The following is a 17,647-nucleotide window of genomic DNA, read 5'->3' as shown; positions in this document are numbered from 1 at the left end:
GATGCCAACAGCGTAAATTTGGCTCGGTGACGGGATGATTTGCGGATAGTCGAAGGCGGGACAGAAAAGCGCGAGGCGCCTAAAGGCGCCTCGCTATCAGAGAGATCAGCGGATCTGCAATATGGTCTGCTGCAGTGAGCTGTTGACTTCCAGCGAACGGGAGTTGGCCTGGAAGTTGCGCTGCGCCGTGATAAGGTCCACCAGCTCGTTGGTCAGGTCGACGTTGGACTGCTCCAGTGCCGACGACTTGATGCTACCGAAAGTACCCGAGTTGGGCGTACCGGGCAGAGCGGCGCCAGAGAGCAGGGATTCGCGCCAGGAGGTGTCCCCCACCTGGGTCAGCCCCTGGGAGTTGGCAAACTTGGCCATGGCCACCATGGCGACCTTGACCGTAGTTGCGTTGCTGTAGGTGGCGGAGACGATGCCATCCGGGGTGATTTCGACCTTGGTCAGGCGACCGACGGTGGAACCATCCTGTGTCAACTTGTTGACTTCGAACGGAGAGGCATACTGGGTGACGGTTCCCAGCTTGATCTCCACCTGCTGGGTCGGATCGGCGCCGTTGGTAATGATGCCGGCACCACCGGCCCCCAGCGCTTCGGTCGTGATGACGGCAGGGCTGGTCGGGGTGATCATCTTGCCATCGGCCCCAAACTGGATCTTGGCCCCCTGTGGCGCCTGGTTCAGGCCGGTGGCCATGGTCGGGGCAGTCCCCCCCACGATATCGATGGGCTTGTCCCCTTCATACAGGTACATGCGCCAGGAGGTGGGATCGGCCGGCTTGGTCAGATCGGCCGGATCGGCCTCCTTGATAAAGTACTGGGTGATGGTATGGGGTTCACCCAGCGAGTCGTAAACCACCACGGAAGTCGAAGAGGAGTAGGTTTTCGAATCTTTCGGATCAAAGGTCGAGGCATCCGCGGCAGCATTACCCGCCGGCAGCGGGGTCGCGGTTGAAGGCAGGTTGAAGCTCGCCTCTATCTTGCTGGTCTGCACCGGCTCACCGGCCCGATCCGGGATCTGGATCGGCTTGGTCGCATTGATGCTCACCGCCTTGGGGGTGCCGTCATCATTGATCTCGTAGCCTTGCAGATAGTGGCCCTGGTTATTGACCATGTAGCTGTTTTCGTTGAGCTTGAAAGCCCCGGCACGGGTGTAGGTGCGATCCAGGTTGGTCAGCCCGTCCGAAGTCACGAAGAAACCGTTGCCCTGGATGGCCAGGTCCAGCGAGTTGTTGGTGAACTGCAGCGCCCCCTGGTGGAACTGCTGCGCCACCGCACCGGTTGCCACACCGTTGCCGACCTGAGTCTTGGCGTTGACAAAGATGGAGTTGGCATAGACGTCAGCAAACTCGGCACGTGACTCCTTGAAGCCGGTAGTGTTGACGTTGGCGATGTTGTTAGCGGTGACGTTAAGGTCTTTCTGTGCCGCGTTGACACCACTTAAAGCGTTGTTAAATGACATGTTCAGCTCCTTAAATCACTGCTGAGGAATTAGGTGTAGTTGGTTGCGTGGGGGTTGTTTCAGGTTTGCTCTTGGTGCCGGAGATCTCCAGGATATCCGTCAGCAGAATGGACCCAAGCCCTTTGAGCTGAACCCGGGTGGGAGAAGCCGAGCTCCCCAGGGTCACACTCTCTACCTGGCCGTAAGTCAGTGCAGGTATGCTCTCTGATTTGCCACTGGCATCGGTACCACTGACTTTGAACTTGTATTTGCCGGCTGGAGCAGGCTTGCCATCCTTGTCGGTACCATCCCAGGTAAACGGCACGTTGCCCTGCTGCTCACCGTTGATGACGAAGTCCTTGATGACCTGACCCTTTTCATCCTCAACCGTGATCTTGAGGTTGGAAAGCTTTTGCCCACCGACGGCCGCCACACCGGAAACCTGGCCATCTGTATCGAGATAACCGGTATCCGAGGGAATAAGGACGCTCTGCCCCACCAGAGACGACGCCTGCAGCGCCTGGCTGGAGGTCATCAGGTCGTTGAGGCTCCCCATCTGGGTCGACAGCTGGTTGATGGCATCCGACGTCGACATGGAGGTCATCTGCGACAGCGTCTGGGCGTTATCCACCGGTTTGAACGGATCCTGATAAGAGAGCTGCATGGTGAGCAGTTTCAGGAATGACGCCTGATCCAGCTCTTTCTTCGGGGTCGTGCTCGTGCCCGATGTCTGGCTTGTCGTACTGACCCCGCCCAGCGTATTGGTGATATCAACCATGTGACAACACTCCTATCAAGATTTGCCCAGGTTCAACGTCTGCTGCAGCATCTTCTTGGCCGAATCTGCAACCTGAACGTTGGTCTGGTAACTGCGCGAGGCGTTGATCATGTCAGCCATCTCTTCCACCATGTTGACGTTGGGCTTGAAGATGAAGCCGTCTTTGTCCGCCATGGGATGGTTGGGGTTGTACTCTTTGAGCAGGGGAGCCTTGCTCTCGACTATCCCCTTCACCTCAACGCCGACTGACCCTTGTTTATCCGACATGGCCTGGTCAAGCTGGGCGGCAAAAATTGGCCGCCTGGCATGGTAAGTTGCCTCCACACTCGAACTGACGCTGTCTGCGTTGGCCATATTGCTGGCCACAGTGTTGAGTCGTACCGATTGGGCACTCATGGCCGAGCCTGCTATGTCAAAGACCTTGAACAAACTCATCACTGATCTCCTTTCAGGGCCTTGAGCAGGCCACTGATCTTGCCATTCATGAATTCGAGGGAGGTTTGATACTCAAGGCTATTTCGCAAAAACTCGCTGCGCTCCTGCTGGACATCCACCGTGTTGCCATCACCGGTATCAGGTTGCAGCGGGTTGCGGTACTGCACAGTTCCCGGCGCATCCATATTCAGGGCAAAGTGCTTTTCACTTGTGGTCGCCAATCCAAACCCCTGTTGATGCCGGGCTTCCTGCAACGCTTGAGCGAAATTGAGATCCCTGGCCTTGAAACCCGGGGTATCCGCGTTGGCAATGTTGCTGGACAGCACTTCTGCCCGTTTGGCACGCACGCTCAGGGTGTATTGGTGAACCCCGAATGCCTTGTCGAATGAAATAGCCATAGCACACCTCCTGCTTGGAGTATTTGTTAGCAAGAGCTATGCCAGAAAGGTTTCATATCAATAGAATGCCCAGACAGGCAATCCCCGGCTTGGCGGTGGGTCGCTCAAAGAGGCAGACATACTGTCAGTCACGCTCAAGCGCAGACAGGTACAGTCAGATAAAAAAATGAGGGAAGCTGTCGCTTCCCTCATTGATGATTCATATGATGCGAGAGGATCCCGCAAACCCTTGGATGGCGTGGCCCCAAGGCTTATTTGACCTTGTAGACAATCCCCGGATTGCAGCGGATCATCTCGAACCGGTCAGTCAGCCCGGCCAGCGACTCAGACGCCCCCAGCATCAGGTAACCACCCGGGTTAAGGCTGGTGGCAAACTGGTTAAGGATCTTCGACTTCACTTCCGGCGCAAAGTAGATGAGTACGTTGCGGCAGAAAATAATGTCAAATTTGCCGAGCAGGCTGTAGCTCTCCAGCAGGTTGAGCGGTCTGAAGGTGGTCAATTTTCTGACTCGCTCGACCACCCGCATCTTGTTGTCGCCACAAGGCTCGAAAAACATCTTCTTGCGCTCGGGAGAGAGGCCGCGTGCCAGCGCCAGGCTGTCATACACCCCTTCCTTGCACTGGTTAAGCATAGTGGTCGAAATATCCGTTCCCACGATCTGGACGCCACCCGGCAGGGTGCCCGGCTTTTTCATCTGCTGCTCCAGCGCCGTCATGGCTATCGAGTAGGGTTCCTGTCCGGATGAAGAGGCCGCAGACCAGATTTTAACAGGGCGGCCACTCTTGCCTAGTTCGGGAAAGATCTTGTCGGTCAACAGCTGAAAGGGGTAGGTATCGCGAAACCAGAGGGTTTCGTTGGTGGTCATGGCATCCACTACCGCCATTTTCAGGTCACGCTCTCGCACACTCATTGCACGGGTAACCAGATCAGACAGACTCTCAATGCCAAACTGAGCCATCAAGGGTGAAAGACGGCTCTTCACCAGATACTGTTTGTTATCGCCCAGCACAATCCCGCTCTGTATCGCCAGAAAATTGCTGAACTGTTTGTATAAGTCGTCCGAAAGTGTCTTCATGCAGCTGTTCTTCTTTTATCAGAGTGCATTTTGTACGGCCTTGGCCAATTCATCAGGCTGGAACTTGGCAATAAAATTGTTCGCACCGACTTTCTGCACCATTGCCTGGTTGAATACTCCGCTGAGGGATGTATGCAGAATAACATGCAAATCCTTGAGGTTGGGATTATTCCGGATTTCAGCCGTGAAGGTATAACCATCCATTTCCGGCATCTCTATATCCGAAATGACCAGAGCAATCTGATCCTTGATCGGGCCATTTTTGGCCATCTCCAGCAACATGTTCAGTGCATCCCGGCCATCTTTGGCCAGCACGCACTCCACCCCGATAGCCTGCAGCGCACGCTGCACCTGCTTGCGAGCAACAGAGGAGTCATCGGCCACCAGCACGGGACGACCCAATGTCGGGTGTTCAACGCTCGCTTCCACCAACTCTTGGCTCACTTCGGTTGAGACAGGGGAGATCTCGTTCAGGATGCGCTCTACATCCAGTATCTCGACCAGCTCCCCATCCACCTCGGTGACGGCCGTCATGTAGTTGATACGACCCGCACCTTTGGGGGGCGGCAGAATAGACTCCCAGTTCATGTTGATGATGCGCTCGACCGAGTGCACCAGAAACCCCTGAATGGAGCGGTTGTATTCGGAAATGATGATGAAACACTTGCTCAGATCTTCGATGGGACGTTTGCCCATCGCCATGCTCAGATCGATGACCGAAATGGTCTGGCCACGAATGTGGGCGACCCCGCGAATGCAGGAATTCAATTTGGGCATCACGGTCAGAGGGGGACACTGCAGCACTTCACGTACTTTGAATACGTTGATGCCAAATCTTTGACGACCATTGAGACGAAACAACAACAACTCCAGCCGGTTTTGCCCCACTAGCTGGGTGCGTTGGTTGACCGAGTCCAGAATACTGGCCATAAACACTCCCTAAAAACGCTTGGCACTGTTCATGCATGCGTAATGGATTGCGTCAGACTATCGATGTAGAAACGAACAAATCCTGAAGCAATCATAGTTAATTTGGTGATATGCGTGGATAACTTATCGACCAACGAGCGAAAATGATTAATCGACTTTTACTCATCAGCCTTTTTTTCGGCAGCATCTCCTCCAGCTACGCGTCGGACGTCACCGATTACCTGCAAGAAAGAGCGCAAGAATTCGTCTACGAGCAACTGGCTGTGCCGCTTGATGCCAGGGCCGAGGTCACTGCAGCGACCCTGGATGAACGTCTACCGCTGACCCGTTGTGAAGACAGCCTGACCATCTCCCTCCCGGCAAAAATGGAAATTCGCCGTAATACAACAGTTTACATGAAGTGCGAGGAAGACAAACCCTGGGATGTCTATTTACCTGTGCGGGTGAGCATCCAGAAACCCTATGTCACCGTCGCCAACCCGGTCGCAAAGGGGGATCTGCTGACCGAAAGCCAGCTGGTACTGGCCTATCTGGATCAGACTCTGATCCGGGGCGACTACCTCAGTGATACCACTGCCCTCATAGGTGTGCGCAGCAAGCGGGAACTCAAGCCGGGGCAACCCGTCCGGTTAAGTCAGGTCTGCGTGGTGTGCAAAGGGGATCAGGTCACCCTGACCGCAGAAAATAACCACTTTGAAATCAAAACAATGGCCCGAGCCTTGCAAGATGGCAGCTTCGGAGAGATCATCAGGCTCGTTAACATTCGCTCCGGTAAAACCGTGCAGGGAAAGGTCAGCGCAGTGGGTGCCGTCACGGTCACTTTCTAATATCCGGATCGTCGACAACTTTTTTCTAAAGTTCTGACCTGGCGTACCGATAAACAGGTAAGCGAACCTTAAAGCAGACGAAGGTAATCAAAATGGCCATCAACAATATCAACAACTTGGCGAACAATCGGTTGCAAAATACCGGTAACAGCCAGGGAACAGGCAACAAATCGGTTGCCTCTTCCCCCGACAGCAAGTCCACGGCGGTCAGACAGGATTCTGTCTCCCTGACCAACGAGGCCCAGCAATTGCAAAAGATGCAACAAAACCTCAATGCCGCCTCGACCGGCAATGAGAGCAAAGTCGAACGCCTGAAAAAGGCCGTTGCCAGTGGCGAGTACCAGGTCAACAACGAAGCGGTTGCCCGCAAGATGTTCAGCTTCGAAACCAACCTGGATAAAATGCTGGGATGATGGACCTGCCTTCGTTACTGCACACTCAGGATGACTACCTCACCCGGATGCAAGGCATTCTGGAAGAGGAGTTCAACCTGCTCAAACAGCACCAGGCACTGGCCCTGCCTGAGCTGAGCGAGCGCAAACAGCAGCTGCTGACTGCCATCGAGGCGCTGGACAAGACCCTGGCAGCCTTGCCTGATCTGGCGCAGCAGCTGGCTGCCTATCCAGACCAGATGGTACAGCTGCGGGAAAAACTGGATGCCTGCCAGAGCCAGAATGACATCAATGGTCGCCTGCTCGAACTCAGCATCGTATCGAATCGCCGCCTAGCCGGCTTCTTGAGCCAGCTGCGTGATCGCAACAGCCTCACTTATGACGCCAAGGGCAATACCCGCTCCGGGACCCGCTCCTACGGTATCAAGGCCTGATCTCCCCATCAGGCCTTTTGTATTTCTCCCGCTCGGCTAGAGAGCCAGTCTCAGCAATTCCCTTCCGTCTGTACAGGCGTTGACCGTCAGTACGCCAGCGTCATAACGGCCATAACTGGCCGGCAAGTCGCCGCGCGGAAAACAGATAGACCCCGGATTCATCAAGATGCGCTCCCCCTGCCACTCCAGCACGGGCACATGGGTATGGCCGCTCAGAAACAGACTGCCCGCCGGCAAGGCGATGTCATCGGGATGATAGAGATGACCGTGGCTGACAAACCAGCGCCGCTCATCGACCAGCAACTGGTTGTAGGGGGCGGTAATGGGAAAACGCAGCAGCATCTGATCCACTTCCGAATCACAGTTACCTCTGACGGCCAGGATCTGCGGTGCCAGGCCGTTGAGCCGATCGGCAACCGCGGCCGGGTTATACCCTTCCGGTACCGGATTGCGCGGCCCATGGTTGAGCAGATCACCCAGCAGCAGATAGTGATCCGGCTGCCAGGGTTCGAGCTGGGTCAGCACCCGCTCCAGGGCGATGATACTGCCGTGGATGTCGGAAATAATGGCAAGTTTCATGAAATGCTCCTCACTGCGGGCTGAAATAGAGATCCTTGGTGGCAATCGCCCCCTTCAGATTCTGGCTCGGCAATCCGCGCAAGGCGGGATCGACCAGACGCATCTGATTGTAGTGGTAGACGGGTATGACGGGCACCTCGTCGACCAGCAACTGCTCGGCATGCTGATAGAGCGCGCGCCGGCTCGACGCCCCCAGGGTATTGGCCGCCTGCTCCAGCAAAAGATCAAAGTCGGGATTGCAGTAACCGCTCTCGTTACGCACGTCCTGGCAGCGGAAGCTGTTGAGCATGGCAGAAGGCTCCACGTAATCACCGAACAGGAAGGAGCGCACCACCATGAAGTCACCGCTGTCCTTCGCCACCTGATAGGCCGCCCACTCCATGTTGTTGAGCGTCACCTCTACCCCCAGTGGCTTCCACATGGCGGCGACCGCCAGAGCCAGCTTCTTGTGGTTCTCCGAGGTGTTGTAAGTCAGGGTAAGTTTGAGGGGACGGGCGCTGCTGTAACCGGCCTCGGCCAGCAGTTCGGTGGCTTTGGCCAGCCGGGTCGGTTGATCCAGTGACGCCTGCGCCGGATGCAGGGCGTCATACCCCGGCATCTGGGGTAGCAGAGACCAGGCAGGCTGCTCGCCCTGGCCGCTCACCTTGTCGGTCAACAGAGTGCGATCGATGGCCATCGAGAGCGCCTGGCGCACCCGTACATCCTGCAGCTCAGGGCGACGCAGGTTGAAGGTATAGAGATAAGTACCCAGCAGCGGCAGACCCCAAATCCGCTCGGGGGTAGCCTGCTTGATCTTCTGGTAATACTCGAGCGCCACCTTGTTGGTGAGCTGGATCTCCCCCGCCTCGTAGCGCAGCCGCTCCGCATGCTGGGAGGCGAGCGGCAAATAGGTCACTCGCTGGATGCGGGTATGGGCATCATCCCAATAGTGGGGATTGCGCTGCGCCTCGAGCCGTTCGTTGGGCACCCAGCTCTCGAGCTTGTAGGCGCCGTTGCTGACCAGCTTGCCGGGCTGGGTCCACTGCTTGCCAAAGCTGGCGATGGCCTTCTCGTTGACCGGCACGAAGGGGCGCTGGCTGATGAGCTGCAGGAAGTAGGGCACGGGACGTTCCAGCGTCACCTTGAGGATCTGATCGCTCTCAGCCTCCACCCCCAGCATGTCGGGCTCAAGCGCGCCGGCGTAGATGGACTGGGCATTGTTGATGCCGGTCGCCAGCAAAAGGCCCGCGGAAGGGGAACCTTGCGCCGGATCCAGCAACCGCCGCCAGGCGTAGACAAAATCCCGGGCGACCAGCGGCTCGCCGTTGGACCACTTGAGCTGAGGGCGCAGGAAGAAGCGCCACACCAGACCATCGTCACTGGTCTCCCAGCGCTGGGCCTGAGCGGGCACTATCCTGCCCTGGCCATCTTCATTGACCAGCCCCTCGAACAAATCCACCAGCACCACTTCGCCGGGAAAGCCGGAGCGCACCTGGGCAGGGTCGAGTGATTCGGGTTCGGCACCATTGCCCTTGACCAGGGTCTGCCTATCGGAAAGCTGAGGCTGCTGCTCAACCGGAGTAGCGTGTGCCAGCGGTCCGCTCAACACACCAATCAGGAAGGGAGAGAGCCAGCGTCGTGCCAGCCCGGGGGAAAGACCATACCGCATTACAACAACCTCGAATAAACCACCTGCAGGGGGGAAGGCCGACGGCGCGCCTGATGAATGCCTGATGCCGCCCTTGTTATCCCCGAAAACGCCCCGTATTGTATCGGGCTTGCCCGAGAGATGGAGTCTTTCGGGTTAATTTTTTCAGGAGTTTTTTTATGGGGTATGAATGGCTGGCTCTCGCTTCGGCCAGTTTGTGGGCCGTGGCCGCCCTGATTTCGGTCACACCGGCCCGCCATCTGGGGGCATTTGCCTACAGCCGCTGGCGCATGTTCCTGGTCACCTTGATGCTCGGTACCATGAGCCTCTTCACCGGTGGCTGGCAGACGCTGTCGACCTCCACCCTCCCCTTGCTGGCACTCTCCGGGCTGGTCGGCATCTTCATCGGGGATACCGCCCTGTTCGCCTGCATGAACCGGCTGGGCCCCAGACGCAGCGGTCTGCTGTTCTCCTGCCATGCGCTCTTCTCCGCCCTGCTTGGCCTGTGGCTGTTCAACGAGCAGCTCACCGGCTGGCGACTGCTGGGGGCCTTGCTGGTATTTAGCGGGGTAATGCTGGCGATCCTGTTCGGGCGACGTTCGAGCAGCGCATGGGAGCAGATCCGCGGCAGCCTGGCCGTGGGCATTGGCCTTGGCCTGACTGCCGCCCTCTGCCAGAGCGTGGGGGCCATCATTGCCAAGCCGGTGATGATGAGTGGCGAGGTGGACGCCGTGAGTGCCTCCGGGATCAGGATGGGCAGCGCTCTGCTGGCCCACTGCGCCCTGCGGCTGGTGCGCCTGCCCCTGGTCATGCCCCTCAAGCCCGTCACGCCGCGGATCCTCGGCATGATCACCGTCAACGGCTTTCTGGCGATGGCCCTCGGGATGACCTTGATCCTGGTGGCATTGCGTGAAGGAGAGGTCGGCATGGTCGCCATTCTCTCCTCCACCACCCCTGTCATCCTGTTGCCGCTGCTCTGGTGGCACTCGGGGGAACGCCCCTCTGCGGCTGCCTGGGGCGGCGCCCTGCTGGCCACCTTGGGCACGGCGCTGGTGCTGGGCGTCAGTACGCTCTGACGCCCGAGACTTGACGCGGCGGGATCAGAACAGGGCGATCTCGTCGGCGGTCAATTCACGGTATTCACCGGGAGCCAGGTCATCATCCAGTTGCAGGCTGCCAACTCGCTCCCGGTGCAAGCCGACCACCTTGTTGCCGATGGCGGCAAACATCCGCTTCACCTGATGGTATTTGCCTTCGTGGATGGTCAGACGTGCTTCGCACTCACCCAGAATTTCCAGCTGGGCAGGGCGGGTTTTCTCGGTCTCGCTGCGCAGCAACACCCCTTCGGCAAACAGCGCGATGGCATCCGGGCTCACCGGATCGGCCAACCAGACGTGATAGGTCTTGGCACACTCGTGGCGCGGCGAGGTGATGCGATGGGACCATTGACCATCGTCGGTCACCAGCACCAGGCCTGTAGTATCGAGGTCAAGGCGACCCACTACGTGCAGCTTGCCCATGGCGGGTTCATCCATCAGGAAGAACACGGTCGAGTGATCCGGATCGTCGTTGGAGCAAACATAGCCTTCCGGCTTGTGCAGCATGAAGTAGCGGTTGCGCCGATCCAGGGTCAGGGTGACACCGTCGAACTCAATCTGGCTCTCTTCATTGATGTGGAAGGCAGGCTGCTTGACCACAATACCGTCCACCATCACCTCTCCCTGGCGGATCAATTTGCCCGCCAGCGAGCGGGTCAAATCGGAACAATCGCAAATAAATTTATCAAGCCGCATTCACAACCTCGGAGTCCAACAACGAAAGGGGCGTCATTATATCGGGCAGGGGCGACAACGCCACCGTTAAGGCGTGCGCAATTGTGACGAAGCCATTATCCGATGGTACACTGCAACGGTGCGGTTCATTGGCACAACCCCATAATAATAAAAGTCAGGAAGCACCATGAAGTCTCAAGCATCCTATCCCGTCATCCCCGTCAACAAACTCAAACCCGGCATGTATGTCATCGCCATCGCCAGTCAGACTGGCGGGATGGAGATTGCCCAGATGGGACTGGTGAGTAACCAGGCCCAAATCGACCATCTGATCCAACTGGGGGTACTGACGGTGCGTATCGATCTGGCCCGCAGCAAACTGGGCAGTGCCGACAGCGACGCCCTTGCTGCACCGGATCCCGGCACCAGTACCGCCCACGGCGAGCGCCATCTTCGCGGCAGCGGTGAAGGACGGGAGCTAAAGATCCGTCGCCTCTATCAGGAGGCCCGCGAACTGCAGGGCAAGTTCATCCGCCATCTCAAGGCAGGTGAGCCCATCGACATCACGCCGCTGGCGGAAGTGGCCGAGGAGATGGTAGACACCATGTTCACTCACGGTGATGCCATGCTCTGCCTGGCTCGCATCCGCGCCAAGGATGCCTACCTGATGGAACACTCCATGAACGTGGCCATCCTGCTGGCCAACTTCGGCCGCTATCTGGGGCTGGAGCGCAGCGTTTTGAAGGAGTTGACCCTGGGGGGGCTGCTGCACGACGTGGGCAAGATCATGACCCCGGACGAGGTGCTGCACAAACCGGGGAAATTGACCGACGAAGAGTTCGCCATCATGCGCCAGCACGTGGTGCACAGCTACGGCATCCTGAAAAATACCAAGGGCATCACGGCCACCATGCTGGAGGTGGCCGCCAATCACCACGAGCGGCTCGATGGCAGCGGCTATCCCCGCAAGCTGAAGGGGGATCAACTCTCCCTCCATACCCGCATGAGCTGCATCGTCGATGTGTACGATGCCATTACCGCTGATCGGGTTTATAAAACCGGTATGCAGCCGACCCAGGCGTTTCGCATCCTGCTCAAGGGGATCAACCAGCACTTTGATGCCGAGCTGGTCACCAAGTTCATCAAATGCATGGGAGTCTATCCGGTGGGTACCCTGGTCATGCTCTCGAACCAGCGGCTGGCCATCGTGATGCAGCGCAACGAACAGCAGCCGCTCAAGCCGGTGGTCAAGGTGATCTATCATGCCACCCAGCGCCACTACCTTGAGGTGCAGTGGCTGGATCTGGCCAAAAGCAACGTGCAGGAGAGCATCGAAAGCACGGTCGATCCGAAAGAGTACGGCATCAACCTCGCCAACTTCTTCTGACGTTCCCCCGGCTTGTCAGGACTGGCGCTGGCTGCCGAGCCAGTGCTGGATCAGAAACTCCTCATCCAGCGGCGAGAGATCAAAGCGCAAGCTGACCTCTTCAATCGCGGCAATATCGTATTCGTGATGCTCGCTGAGCCAGCGCACCGCCCGGCGCAGATCCTCGCCATGGGGGAGAAGCAGATGATCGCTCATGGGATACCTCCGACAAACCCGATGGTGGTCATCCAGATTGGCCACCTTCTTCCAGTCTAGTCGGCCGGCGACACGTCCCCTCCCCCGTCACTCCTTTTCGATTCAGCGGCCGAAGGCGCGCTGCCAATCCTGATCAAATTTGACCAGCGCCGCGTCCACCGCCGGCACATTGAGCAGTTGTTCCGCCACGTCGAGCGGCAGAGTGATGGACTGGCAACCCGCCAGCAAACAGTCAAGGGCCTGACGCGGGGTGCGGAAGGAAGCCGCCAGCACCTTGCTCTTGGGGGCGTGCAGCGCCAGCAGTTGCTGCAGCTCCTGCACAGTGGCGATGCCATCGCCCCCCTGGGCATCCAGCCGGTTGACATAGGGCGCCACGTACTCGGCCCCGGCCACCGCCGCCAGCCAACCCTGCAACGGGGTATAGACGGCAGTCCCCAGGGTCGGCACCCCATTGGCCGTCAGGGTCTTGATGGCGGCTAACCCCTCTTCGCAAACCGGGATCTTGACCACCAGATCCCGATCCAGCTCCCGCAACGCAAACGCCTCGCGCACCATCTCGGTCTCGCTCTTGGCCATCACCTGGGCAAACAGCCGCCCCTTGGGCCCCAGCACCTCGCGCAGAGCGGGCAGCAACTCGGGCAGCGGCATGCCACCGGCAGCGGTGATGGAAGGATTGGTGGTGACGCCAGCCAGCGGCAGGATCCGTGACCAACGGCGCACCGCGGCCACATCGGCGGTATCGAGATACAACTCCATCTCTGACTCCTTTAGGTTGGGGTGTTCAATCTGCCGTCATTCTAGCGATAAAACATCCACAAAACTCTTGATCAAAATCAAATCAACTTTCGAACGAAAGCAAATAAAATAAAAACAAAAGGAGGCGGTATGATTTTCGACCTGCAACGTTACTCGACTCACGATGGCCCCGGCATTCGCACCCTGGTGTTTCTCAAGGGGTGTTCCCTGGCCTGTCGCTGGTGTCAAAACCCGGAAAGCCGCTCTCCCAGACCGGACATCCTACTCGACCGGCGCCAATGCATCGAGGGATGCCAGCTCTGCAGCCAGGCCTGTCCGGCAATCTTGCGTGACACCCGGGGCATTCAGCTGGATCGTGCCGCCCTCGCTAAGCAGGACGTAGAACGACTGCGCGATCTCTGCCCAAGCGAGGCGCTGCAGGTGTGCGGCCGGGAAGAGAGCCTGGAGAGCCTCATGGCTACCATCTTGCGGGATCGCCCCTTCTTCGAGCGCAGCGGCGGTGGCGTCACTCTCTCCGGTGGCGAGCCCTTTATGCAGCCCGACTTCGCAGCCGCCCTGCTGGCCCGCTGCAAACAGGAGGGATTGCATACCGCGGTGGAGACCTGCCTGCACGTACCCTGGCACCAGATTGAGCCGAGCCTTCCCCACCTGGATCTGGTGCTGGCCGACCTCAAACACGTCGACCAGGCGCGTTTCTTCGAGTGGACCCTCGGCAAGGTGGCACGGGTGCAGGATAACCTCAAACGCCTCGCCGAAACCGGTATTCCCATGCAGATCCGGGTGCCACTTGTTCCCGGTTTCAACGCCGACGAGGCCAGCATCGCGGCCATCGTCGACACCGCCGCGAGCCTTGGTAGCGTGCAGGAGATCCACTTTCTCCCCTACCACACCTTGGGAATGGGCAAATATGCCCTGCTGGATCAGCCCTATCAGGCCCCCAGCCAACCCCTGGATGCCCCCGAATTGCTCGCCTTTGCCCATGATTGCGCCCGGCAACGGGGGCTGACCCCCATCACCCGGGGATAGGCACACCACCATGACGCAGACACAGACCCACCAGAGGATAAGATCATGACCCAGCTCGACCTCACCACCCTCACCCCGCGGATCCGCGCCCACAAAGAGAGCCTGATCCACATAGTCCAGCCACCGGTCTGCACCGAGCGGGTCCGCCACTACACACAAGCCTACCAGGCTTACCTTGCCCGCCCGCTACCGGTGCGCCGCGCCCTGGCGTTGGCCCACCACCTCAAGGAGCGTACCATCTGGATCAGGCACGACGAGCTCATCGTCGGCAACCAGGCAAGCCAGGTGCGGGCCGCGCCGCTCTTTCCCGAGTACACGGTCAGCTGGATTGAGAAGGAGATCGACGAGCTGGCAGACAGGCCCGGTGCCGGCTTTGCGGTGAGCGAAGAGGACAAGGAGGCTATCCACGCCCTCACCCCTTTCTGGCGTGGCCAAACGGTACAGGATCGCTGCTACGGCCTCTTTACCGACGAGCAAAAAGCGCTGCTGGAGAGCGGCATCATCAAGGCCGAGGGCAACATGACTTCGGGAGATGCTCACCTCGCGGTCAACTACGAGGAGCTGCTCACCCTGGGGCTTGATGGGTTCAAGGCCAAGGTGGCCGAGCGACGCGGCCGGCTGGATCTGGCTGACTGGGCGGATCTGCAGCGCGAGCAGTTTTTGCAGGCCGTTGCCATCACCCTCGATGCAGTGAGCAACCACATCGAGCGCTACGCGACCCTGGCTCGCGGCATGGCGGAGCAGGAATTGTGCGCCGAGCGCCGTGACGAGCTGCAGAGCATATCGCTCAACTGCGCCCATATCGCCCACCAGCCTCCCGAGACTTTCTGGCAGGCGCTGCAGCTGTGTTACTTCATCCAGCTCATCCTGCAAATTGAATCCAACGGCCACTCGGTCTCGTTTGGCCGGATGGACCAGTACCTCTACCCCTGGTATCGCCGCGAAGTGGAGCTGTCAGAATCCCTGCCGCGCGAGCACGCCATCGAGCTGCTGCAGGGCTGCTGGCTGAAACTGCTGGAGGTGAACAAGATCCGTTCCGGCACCCACTCCAAGGCCTCCGCCGGCAGCCCGCTCTATCAGAACGTGACGATTGGCGGCCAGATCTGGCGAGATGGCCAGGCCCATGACGCGGTCAACGGCCTCTCCTACGCCATCCTCGAATCCTGCGGCCAGTTGCGCTCCACCCAGCCCAACCTCTCGGTGCGCTACCATGCCGGCATGAGCGAGGATTTCCTCGATGCCTGCATCCAGGTGATCCGCTGCGGCTTTGGCATGCCCGCCTTCAACAACGACGAGGTGGTGATCCCCGAATTCATCAAGCTCGGCGTGAGCGTGGAGGATGCCCACAACTACGCCGCCATAGGCTGCATCGAGACCGCGGTGCCCGGCAAGTGGGGCTATCGCTGCACCGGCATGAGCTTCATCAACTTCGCTCGCATCCTGCTGGCTGCACTGGATGGCGGCCGCGATGCCACCACGGGTAAGATCTTCCTGCCCCAGCCGCAGTCGCTGCGAGAAGGATCATTTAGCAACTTTGACGAGGTGATGGCCCGCTGGGACGAGCAGGTGCGCTACTTCACCCGCAAGTCCATCGAGATCGACTGCGTGGTCGACAGCGTGCTGGAAGCGCAAGCTCACGACATCCTCTGCAGCACCCTGGTGGATGACTGCATCGAGCGCGGCAAGACCATCAAGGAGGGGGGGGCAGTCTATGACTGGGTCTCCGGCCTGCAGGTGGGGATCGCGAATCTGGGCAACAGCCTGGCGGCGCTGAAGAAACTGGTGTTCGAACAGGGCATGGTGGATCAACGCGAGCTGGCCAATGCGCTGGAACAGGACTTTGCGGGGCTCGCCGGCGAGCAGCTGCGCCAGCGCCTCACCAACGCGGCCCCCAAATACGGCAACGATCTGGACGAGGTGGATCTGCTGCTGGTACAGGCCTACCAAAGCTACATCGACGAGCTCAAGGGGTTGCACAACACCCGTTTCGGCCGCGGCCCCATCGGCGGCACCTACTATGCCGGCACCTCTTCCATCTCGGCCAACGTCCCCTTTGGCGCAGCCACCATGGCCACCCCGGATGGCCGTCATGCCCGCACCCCGCTGGCGGAGGGGGCAAGCCCTGCGTCGGGTTCGGATCGCCTCGGCCCCACGGCGGTGTTCAACTCCATCGGCAAGCTGCCCACCCAGGCCATCCTCGGCGGCGTGCTGCTCAACCAGAAGCTGAGCCCGGCGAGCCTTGAGAACGAACGGGACAAGGCCAAGCTGATGAGCCTGCTGCGCACCTTCTTCGAGGTGCACAAGGGGTGGCACGTGCAGTACAACATCGTCTCGCGGGAGACCCTGCTGGCGGCCAAGGCCAACCCGGATCAATACCGGGATCTGGTGGTGCGGGTGGCCGGTTACTCGGCCTTCTTTACGGCCCTCTCTCCGGATGCCCAGGACGACATCATCGCCCGCACCGAACACAGCCTCTGACAACGGACGGGAGGGCCCATGCCCTCCCGCTTTTTTGGCAGAGGTGCACGCCACCTGTACCATGCCCCTGTCCTGGCCATCCCGGCTCCACGGACAGAGGGCAAGATGTTATGATTGCCCGCCTGGCTCATATGTCGCTGCTTCAAGGCACATCGATGAGGCCGGGCCCATGTTAGCGGCAGGCGCCAAGCGCTCCTGCCATCACAGATTTTTGTATGCGAGCCCCCATGAACCCACGCCACCAACAGATCCTCACCCTGGTCCATCAGGCCCGCAAGATGAGCGTCGCCGAGCTGGCGCAACATACCGGCGTGTCGGAAGTCACGGTGCGCAACGATCTCACCGCCCTGGAAAAACAGGGTCTGCTCAAGCGGGTGCATGGCTCAGCCATGGCGCTGGAAAGCGATGACCCGGACGCCCGGATGAACATCAACTATCTGCTCAAAGAGCGCCTCGCCGAGCGGGCGGCCCAGCTGGTGGAAGATGGCGAGACGGTCTTTATCGAGGGGGGCAGTGCCAACGCCCTGCTGGCTCGTCACCTGGCCCTGCACAAGCGGGTCACCATCATCACCATCAGCAGCTACATCGCCCACCTGCTCAAAGACACCCAGGCCCAGGTAGTGCTGCTCGGCGGCCTGTTCCAGCACCAGAGCGAGAGCGTGGTGGGCCCTTTGACCCGCCTTTGCATCGAGCAGGTGCACTTCTCCAAAGCCTTTATCGGGGTCGATGGCTTTCACCCCGAGGTGGGATTCACCAGCCGGGACATGATGCGGGCCGACGTGGTCAACAGCGTGCTGGCCAAGGGAGTGACCAATGTGGTCATCACCGACAGCAGCAAGTTTGGTGCCATTCACCCGAGCCCCCTCGGCAAACCCGGCGAGATCGGTGTGCTGGTCACCGACGATGCCCTGCCTGCCCCCATGCGGGCGGCGCTCGCGGCGCGCGGCCTCACCCTGCACTGCGTCACGGCCTGAAGCCGCTAATCAGGCCAACCCCGGCGTCCCGCGCAGCCGGATGACTTGACGCCCGCCACCCAGCCCGGAGTATGCTCAACCCCTTGCTCCGTCCGCAGGCAGACCACCTGTGGGCGGCGTCTCTTGCACAAGGACCCAAG

General features: G+C 59.4%; 19 protein-coding genes. 8 read left to right on the top strand and 11 right to left on the bottom strand.

Annotation, left to right across the window (positions count from 1 at the left end):
* Positions 1 to 105: 105 nt before the first annotated feature.
* The 6 genes from flgE to MRK42_RS07385 all read right to left on the bottom strand — a co-directional run bounded on the left by flgE (position 106) and on the right by MRK42_RS07385 (position 5,060).
* Entirely contained in the window at positions 106 to 1,464 is a 1,359-nt protein-coding gene (gene flgE, locus MRK42_RS07410; protein ID WP_026456461.1) for a flagellar hook protein FlgE, read from the bottom strand.
* Positions 1,465 to 1,474: 10 nt separating this feature from the next.
* Positions 1,475 to 2,221 (bottom strand): flagellar hook assembly protein FlgD, encoded by a 747-nt coding sequence (locus MRK42_RS07405; RefSeq protein ID WP_216992000.1) that lies wholly within the window; start codon positions 2,219 to 2,221, stop codon positions 1,475 to 1,477.
* A 15-nt stretch (positions 2,222 to 2,236) separates the two neighbouring features.
* On the bottom strand, positions 2,237 to 2,656 hold the full coding sequence (gene flgC, locus MRK42_RS07400) for a flagellar basal body rod protein FlgC (protein WP_026456459.1): 420 nt from the start codon (positions 2,654 to 2,656) through the stop codon (positions 2,237 to 2,239).
* Positions 2,656 to 3,054 carry a flagellar basal body rod protein FlgB gene (flgB, locus tag MRK42_RS07395; RefSeq protein WP_338612072.1) on the bottom strand — a complete coding sequence of 133 codons (399 nt, stop codon included), beginning with the start codon at positions 3,052 to 3,054 and terminating at the stop codon, positions 2,656 to 2,658. The genes flgC and flgB overlap by 1 nt, the downstream gene beginning before the upstream one ends.
* Positions 3,055 to 3,305: 251 nt before the next feature.
* On the bottom strand, positions 3,306 to 4,130 hold the full coding sequence (locus MRK42_RS07390; protein WP_042025440.1) for a protein-glutamate O-methyltransferase: 825 nt from the start codon (positions 4,128 to 4,130) through the stop codon (positions 3,306 to 3,308).
* Between the two features lie 18 nt (positions 4,131 to 4,148).
* Positions 4,149 to 5,060 carry a chemotaxis protein CheV gene (locus MRK42_RS07385; RefSeq protein ID WP_042025439.1) on the bottom strand — a complete coding sequence of 304 codons (912 nt, stop codon included), beginning with the start codon at positions 5,058 to 5,060 and terminating at the stop codon, positions 4,149 to 4,151.
* Between the two features lie 143 nt (positions 5,061 to 5,203).
* Between MRK42_RS07385 and flgA the strand changes: the two genes are divergently transcribed.
* From flgA to MRK42_RS07370, 3 genes are all read left to right on the top strand, one after another.
* Entirely contained in the window at positions 5,204 to 5,887 is a 684-nt protein-coding gene (flgA, locus tag MRK42_RS07380; RefSeq protein WP_124239744.1) for a flagellar basal body P-ring formation chaperone FlgA, read from the top strand.
* 92 nt (positions 5,888 to 5,979) lie between these two features.
* A complete protein-coding gene (gene flgM, locus MRK42_RS07375) occupies positions 5,980 to 6,300 on the top strand; it encodes a flagellar biosynthesis anti-sigma factor FlgM (RefSeq protein ID WP_338612071.1) in 321 nt (106 codons plus the stop codon).
* The gene (locus MRK42_RS07370; RefSeq protein WP_338612070.1) at positions 6,297 to 6,713 is read left to right on the top strand and encodes a flagellar protein FlgN; all 417 of its coding nucleotides are present in this window, start codon (positions 6,297 to 6,299) and stop codon (positions 6,711 to 6,713) included. Before flgM ends, MRK42_RS07370 begins: the two co-directional genes overlap by 4 nt.
* 36 nt (positions 6,714 to 6,749) lie before the next feature.
* On the opposite strand, the gene yfcE is transcribed toward MRK42_RS07370, so the two are convergent.
* Together yfcE and MRK42_RS07360 are read right to left on the bottom strand one after the other, a co-directional pair.
* Positions 6,750 to 7,292, bottom strand: a complete 543-nt coding sequence (yfcE, locus tag MRK42_RS07365) for a phosphodiesterase (RefSeq protein ID WP_338612069.1) — start codon at positions 7,290 to 7,292, stop codon at positions 6,750 to 6,752.
* A gap of 10 nt (positions 7,293 to 7,302) precedes the next feature.
* Positions 7,303 to 8,940 (bottom strand): peptide ABC transporter substrate-binding protein, encoded by a 1,638-nt coding sequence (locus MRK42_RS07360; RefSeq protein WP_338612068.1) that lies wholly within the window; start codon positions 8,938 to 8,940, stop codon positions 7,303 to 7,305.
* A 158-nt stretch (positions 8,941 to 9,098) separates the two neighbouring features.
* On the opposite strand from MRK42_RS07360, the gene MRK42_RS07355 reads away from it, so the two are divergent.
* On the top strand, positions 9,099 to 9,995 hold the full coding sequence (locus tag MRK42_RS07355; RefSeq protein ID WP_338612067.1) for a DMT family transporter: 897 nt from the start codon (positions 9,099 to 9,101) through the stop codon (positions 9,993 to 9,995).
* 24 nt (positions 9,996 to 10,019) lie between these two features.
* Here the strand turns inward: MRK42_RS07355 and rsuA are convergent, their stop codons facing one another.
* Positions 10,020 to 10,712: a 16S rRNA pseudouridine(516) synthase RsuA gene (rsuA, locus tag MRK42_RS07350; RefSeq protein ID WP_338612066.1), complete on the bottom strand. Its 693-nt coding sequence runs from the start codon at positions 10,710 to 10,712 to the stop codon at positions 10,020 to 10,022.
* A 166-nt stretch (positions 10,713 to 10,878) separates the two neighbouring features.
* Here rsuA and MRK42_RS07345 point away from each other — a divergent pair, with 166 nt between their 5' ends.
* The gene (locus MRK42_RS07345; RefSeq protein WP_268854844.1) at positions 10,879 to 12,078 is read left to right on the top strand and encodes an HD-GYP domain-containing protein; all 1,200 of its coding nucleotides are present in this window, start codon (positions 10,879 to 10,881) and stop codon (positions 12,076 to 12,078) included.
* 15 nt (positions 12,079 to 12,093) lie between these two features.
* Here the strand turns inward: MRK42_RS07345 and MRK42_RS07340 are convergent, their stop codons facing one another.
* Both MRK42_RS07340 and fsa read right to left on the bottom strand, forming a co-directional pair.
* Positions 12,094 to 12,273 (bottom strand): hypothetical protein, encoded by a 180-nt coding sequence (locus MRK42_RS07340; RefSeq protein WP_026457583.1) that lies wholly within the window; start codon positions 12,271 to 12,273, stop codon positions 12,094 to 12,096.
* Positions 12,274 to 12,375: 102 nt separating this feature from the next.
* A complete protein-coding gene (gene fsa, locus MRK42_RS07335) occupies positions 12,376 to 13,029 on the bottom strand; it encodes a fructose-6-phosphate aldolase (RefSeq protein ID WP_042071985.1) in 654 nt (217 codons plus the stop codon).
* A 129-nt stretch (positions 13,030 to 13,158) separates the two neighbouring features.
* Here fsa and MRK42_RS07330 point away from each other — a divergent pair, with 129 nt between their 5' ends.
* The 3 genes from MRK42_RS07330 (at position 13,159) to MRK42_RS07320 (ending at position 17,507) form a co-directional block, all read left to right on the top strand.
* Positions 13,159 to 14,055 (top strand): glycyl-radical enzyme activating protein, encoded by an 897-nt coding sequence (locus MRK42_RS07330; protein ID WP_026457585.1) that lies wholly within the window; start codon positions 13,159 to 13,161, stop codon positions 14,053 to 14,055.
* Between the two features lie 45 nt (positions 14,056 to 14,100).
* Positions 14,101 to 16,533 carry a formate C-acetyltransferase/glycerol dehydratase family glycyl radical enzyme gene (locus MRK42_RS07325; protein ID WP_338612065.1) on the top strand — a complete coding sequence of 811 codons (2,433 nt, stop codon included), beginning with the start codon at positions 14,101 to 14,103 and terminating at the stop codon, positions 16,531 to 16,533.
* A 227-nt stretch (positions 16,534 to 16,760) separates the two neighbouring features.
* Positions 16,761 to 17,507: a DNA-binding transcriptional regulator YciT gene (locus tag MRK42_RS07320; RefSeq protein ID WP_042025426.1), complete on the top strand. Its 747-nt coding sequence runs from the start codon at positions 16,761 to 16,763 to the stop codon at positions 17,505 to 17,507.
* Positions 17,508 to 17,647: the final 140 nt, after the last annotated feature.

It is taken from the genome of Aeromonas sp. 19NY04SH05-1, from assembly GCF_040581895.1.
GTDB classification, from domain to species: domain Bacteria; phylum Pseudomonadota; class Gammaproteobacteria; order Enterobacterales; family Aeromonadaceae; genus Aeromonas; species Aeromonas enteropelogenes.
The sequence above is the reverse complement of the archived record's forward strand: the minus strand, read 5'-3'. Positions and strand labels throughout refer to the sequence as shown.

Excerpts from the sequence above, each read along its gene's own strand:
- MRK42_RS07405 (WP_216992000.1), bottom strand. The coding sequence starts at position 2,221 with ATGGTTGATATCACCAATACGCTGGGCGGGGTCAGTACGACAAGCCAG.
- MRK42_RS07355 (WP_338612067.1), top strand. The coding sequence starts at position 9,099 with ATGGGGTATGAATGGCTGGCTCTCGCTTCGGCCAGTTTGTGGGCCGTG.
- flgB (WP_338612072.1), bottom strand. The coding sequence starts at position 3,054 with ATGGCTATTTCATTCGACAAGGCATTCGGGGTTCACCAATACACCCTG.
- MRK42_RS07385 (WP_042025439.1), bottom strand. The coding sequence starts at position 5,060 with ATGGCCAGTATTCTGGACTCGGTCAACCAACGCACCCAGCTAGTGGGG.
- MRK42_RS07330 (WP_026457585.1), top strand. The coding sequence starts at position 13,159 with ATGATTTTCGACCTGCAACGTTACTCGACTCACGATGGCCCCGGCATT.
- MRK42_RS07390 (WP_042025440.1), bottom strand. The coding sequence starts at position 4,130 with ATGAAGACACTTTCGGACGACTTATACAAACAGTTCAGCAATTTTCTG.
- rsuA (WP_338612066.1), bottom strand. The coding sequence starts at position 10,712 with ATGCGGCTTGATAAATTTATTTGCGATTGTTCCGATTTGACCCGCTCG.
- flgM (WP_338612071.1), top strand. The coding sequence starts at position 5,980 with ATGGCCATCAACAATATCAACAACTTGGCGAACAATCGGTTGCAAAAT.
- MRK42_RS07340 (WP_026457583.1), bottom strand. The coding sequence starts at position 12,273 with ATGAGCGATCATCTGCTTCTCCCCCATGGCGAGGATCTGCGCCGGGCG.
- flgA (WP_124239744.1), top strand. The coding sequence starts at position 5,204 with ATGATTAATCGACTTTTACTCATCAGCCTTTTTTTCGGCAGCATCTCC.
- flgC (WP_026456459.1), bottom strand. The coding sequence starts at position 2,656 with ATGAGTTTGTTCAAGGTCTTTGACATAGCAGGCTCGGCCATGAGTGCC.
- MRK42_RS07320 (WP_042025426.1), top strand. The coding sequence starts at position 16,761 with ATGAACCCACGCCACCAACAGATCCTCACCCTGGTCCATCAGGCCCGC.
- flgE (WP_026456461.1), bottom strand. The coding sequence starts at position 1,464 with ATGTCATTTAACAACGCTTTAAGTGGTGTCAACGCGGCACAGAAAGAC.
- fsa (WP_042071985.1), bottom strand. The coding sequence starts at position 13,029 with ATGGAGTTGTATCTCGATACCGCCGATGTGGCCGCGGTGCGCCGTTGG.
- yfcE (WP_338612069.1), bottom strand. The coding sequence starts at position 7,292 with ATGAAACTTGCCATTATTTCCGACATCCACGGCAGTATCATCGCCCTG.
- MRK42_RS07325 (WP_338612065.1), top strand. The coding sequence starts at position 14,101 with ATGACCCAGCTCGACCTCACCACCCTCACCCCGCGGATCCGCGCCCAC.
- MRK42_RS07370 (WP_338612070.1), top strand. The coding sequence starts at position 6,297 with ATGATGGACCTGCCTTCGTTACTGCACACTCAGGATGACTACCTCACC.
- MRK42_RS07345 (WP_268854844.1), top strand. The coding sequence starts at position 10,879 with ATGAAGTCTCAAGCATCCTATCCCGTCATCCCCGTCAACAAACTCAAA.
- MRK42_RS07360 (WP_338612068.1), bottom strand. The coding sequence starts at position 8,940 with ATGCGGTATGGTCTTTCCCCCGGGCTGGCACGACGCTGGCTCTCTCCC.